Annotated in this window: 4 protein-coding genes; 2 read left to right on the plus strand and 2 right to left on the minus strand. The window is 71.7% G+C overall.

The annotated features are described in order from the left end of the window. Both VJR25_RS12530 and VJR25_RS12535 read right to left on the minus strand, forming a co-directional pair. Positions 1 to 677 (minus strand): WXG100 family type VII secretion target (locus tag VJR25_RS12530; protein ID WP_414683781.1); only part of this gene is annotated, 677 nt, incomplete at its 3' end. Next, a complete protein-coding gene (locus tag VJR25_RS12535; RefSeq protein ID WP_324115517.1) occupies positions 671 to 985 on the minus strand; it encodes a hypothetical protein in 315 nt (104 codons plus the stop codon). The genes VJR25_RS12535 and VJR25_RS12530, both read right to left, overlap by 7 nt. A 158-nt stretch (positions 986 to 1,143) precedes the next feature. On the opposite strand from VJR25_RS12535, the gene VJR25_RS12540 reads away from it, so the two are divergent. Continuing rightward, positions 1,144 to 1,692: a low molecular weight protein-tyrosine-phosphatase gene (locus VJR25_RS12540; RefSeq protein WP_324115519.1), complete on the plus strand. Its 549-nt coding sequence runs from the start codon at positions 1,144 to 1,146 to the stop codon at positions 1,690 to 1,692. Next, positions 1,689 to 3,068 carry an adenylosuccinate lyase gene (gene purB / locus VJR25_RS12545; RefSeq protein ID WP_324115521.1) on the plus strand — a complete coding sequence of 460 codons (1,380 nt, stop codon included), beginning with the start codon at positions 1,689 to 1,691 and terminating at the stop codon, positions 3,066 to 3,068. The genes VJR25_RS12540 and purB overlap by 4 nt, the downstream gene beginning before the upstream one ends. Positions 3,069 to 3,100: the final 32 nt, after the last annotated feature.

Genomic DNA, 3,100 nt, shown 5'->3' on the forward strand with positions numbered 1-3,100 from the left:
AGATCGCGCGGGGCCCGCCCCGCCGTCGCCGCACCCAGCTGCCGCACGGTGACCGGGCCCGGCGCCGCGCCGGTCGTGCCCGGACGCATCTTCCCGAACCCGAGGCCGGCGACCAGCGCCGCGACGTCCGCGCCCAGCTGCCGTGAACCCGCCGGGCCGATGGGCAGCCCGAAGCTCGGCGCGTACGGCACTCCGACCGGCAGCAGCTCGAGCGCGATCTCCTCCATCTGTGCGGTCTGCTCGTCGCGCCAGGCTGTGAGCAGGGCATCGGCCTGCTCGTCGATTCCCGGATGCTCCGCGAGGAGCGCACCGATCCGCGCGTGCGCAGCCGCCGTCGCGTGGCCATCGCCCTGCGATTCGGCCTGTTCGAGTGCGACGCGCTGCTCGACGACCTCGTACAGCGCCGCCGCCTCCGTGAGCCGCCCCGCGATCCGGTCCGCCTCGCCGGAGAGCGCTCCGGCATCCTCATCGAGGCGCAGCACGAATTCCGACGCGGCGGCGCCGAACGCACCGGTGCGCTCGAGCACCTGTGCCGCGCACCAGCCGAGCTCCGCGGCGAGCTGCTGAAGCTGCCGGGCCTCACTGCGGAACCGGTCGGCCGCGGCCCGCAGCGAGCCGGTGTCGACGGCGACGGCGCCGCCGCCCGAGATCTGCACGTCTCCGGCGCCGCTCACCATGCCACCGTCGTGCCCGGGTGCGCCGAGCGCAGCAGCTCGGCCGTCACGATCTCGTTCACCACACCGCGGAGCAAGTCGCACGCCGCCGCCAGCTTCCCCGCGAACCCGTCGAGGTCGTTCTGCAGCCCCGCCACGCCGCGCCGGTACTCCGCCATGGCCCGCGACGTCCATGTCGTGTCGGTCGCGATCTCGCCCAGCCTTCCTCCGATCCCGATCGCCTCGAGTCGGAGGTCTTCGAGCTCGCGTCCGATCGCCTGGACTTCGGCGATGCGGGCGGGCAGGTCTGGGGTGGCGAGAGCTGGCAGCATCCCGCCACCGTGGCCGGGTCGTCCACGCACCGCCAGACCATCCGCTCGGCTGTGGACAACCCCGCTGCCGAGCCCGCGCTGTGGACGGAGACGGGCCGGTTGACAGCGTTCTCATCCAAATGCCCGGGGAGTTCTCGAACCCGGTCCACAATGGGAGCATGTCGACCCCCGTCGACTCGACTTTCCGCGTCGAGTTCGTGTGCACCGGCAACATCTGCCGGTCGCCGATGGCGGAGGTCGTCTTCCGGCGGTTCGCGGAATCGGTGGGTCTCGGCGATCGCGTGCAGTCCCGCAGCGCCGGCACCGGCGACTGGCATGTCGGCGAGCGCGCCGACCCGCGCACGGTCGCCGCCCTCGAACGGCGCGGCTACGACGGGAGCCTGCATCGCGCCCGCCAGTTCGATCCGGCCGACTTCGCCGTGAACGACCTCATCGTCGCGCTCGACAGCACGCACGCCCGGGTGCTCCGCCAGCTCGCCCCCACCGAGGCGGATGCCGCGAAGGTGCATCTGCTCACGGCGTTCGACCCGGAGGCCACGGGTCCGGACGTGTCCGACCCCTACTACGCCGGCCCGGAGATGTTCGACGACGTGCTCGGTATGATCGAACGAGCGTGCCGGTCGCTCTTCCGGCAGCTCGAACCCGCTCTGCGCACCACGACCCGGCACGCCTCCTCTCCTGACGCCGACCCCATCGGAGACCCGTGAGCGCTCTGCCTCCTCAGCCCCTCAGCCCCCTCGACGGCCGCTACCGCGCCGCGGTCGCCGGGCTTTCCGACTACCTCTCCGAGGCCGGCCTGAACCGCGCCCGGGTCGAGGTCGAGGTGGAGTGGCTGATCGCCCTCACCGACCGCGCCCTGCTCGGCACCTCCCGCCTCGACGACGTCCAGAAGGACCGCCTGCGGCTGCTGTACCTCGACTTCGGGCAGGATGCCGTCGACTGGCTCGCCGCGAAGGAAGCCGTCACGCGCCACGACGTCAAGGCCGTCGAGTACCTGGTGCGCGACCGCCTCGCCTCCCTCGGCCTCGACTCCATCGCCGAGCTCACCCACTTCGCCTGCACGAGCGAGGACATCAACTCCACGGCATACGCGCTCACCGTCAAGCGCGCCGTGCACGATGTGTGGCTGCCGAAGCTCCACCAGGTGATCGCGAAGCTGCGCACCCTCGCACAGCAGCACCAGGACGCGGCGATGCTCGCCCGCACGCACGGCCAGCCGGCCACCCCCACCACGATGGGCAAGGAGCTCGCCGTGTTCGTGTGGCGCCTGGAGCGGATCGCGAAGCAGATCGCCGCCGCCGACTTCCTGGCCAAGTTCTCCGGCGCCACCGGCACCTGGTCGGCGCACCTCGCCGCCGACCCGGATGTCGACTGGCCGGAGATCTCGCGCGGGTTCATCGAGTCGCTCGGACTCGGGTTCAACCCGCTGACCACCCAGATCGAGTCCCACGACTGGCAGGTCGAGCTGTACGACCGCGCACGGCACGCCGGCGGCATCCTGCACAACCTCGCGACCGACATCTGGACCTACATCTCGCTCGGCTACTTCGCGCAGATCCCCGTCGCGGGCGCCACCGGCTCCTCGACGATGCCGCACAAGATCAACCCGATCCGCTTCGAGAACGCCGAGGCCAACCTCGAGATCGCCGGCGGGCTGTTCACCACGCTCGCGCAGACGCTGGTGACCAGCCGCATGCAGCGCGACCTCACCGATTCGACGACGCAGCGCAACATCGGCGTCGCGTTCGGGCACTCCCTGCTCGCGCTCGACAACCTGCTGCGCGGGCTCGGCGAGATCCTGCTGCGCGAGGACGTGCTGCTGGCCGACCTCGACGACAACTGGGAGGTGCTCGCCGAGGCCATCCAGACCGTGGTGCGCGCCGAGATCGTGGCCGGCCGTTCGCAGATCAGCGACCCGTACGCCCTGCTCAAGGACCTCACCCGCGGCCGCCGCGTCGGCGCCGCGGAACTCGCCGAGTTCGTGCGCGGACTCGACATCGGCGAGGAGGCCCGTCAGCGTCTGCTGGCGCTCACGCCGGCCGGCTACGTCGGGCTGGCGGCATCCCTCGTCGAGCTCGCCTGACGCCCCTTCCGACGACGAGGGCCGGATCTCCC

Origin of the sequence: Microbacterium sp. (assembly GCF_035277845.1) — a bacterium.
GTDB lineage: Bacteria > Actinomycetota > Actinomycetes > Actinomycetales > Microbacteriaceae > Microbacterium.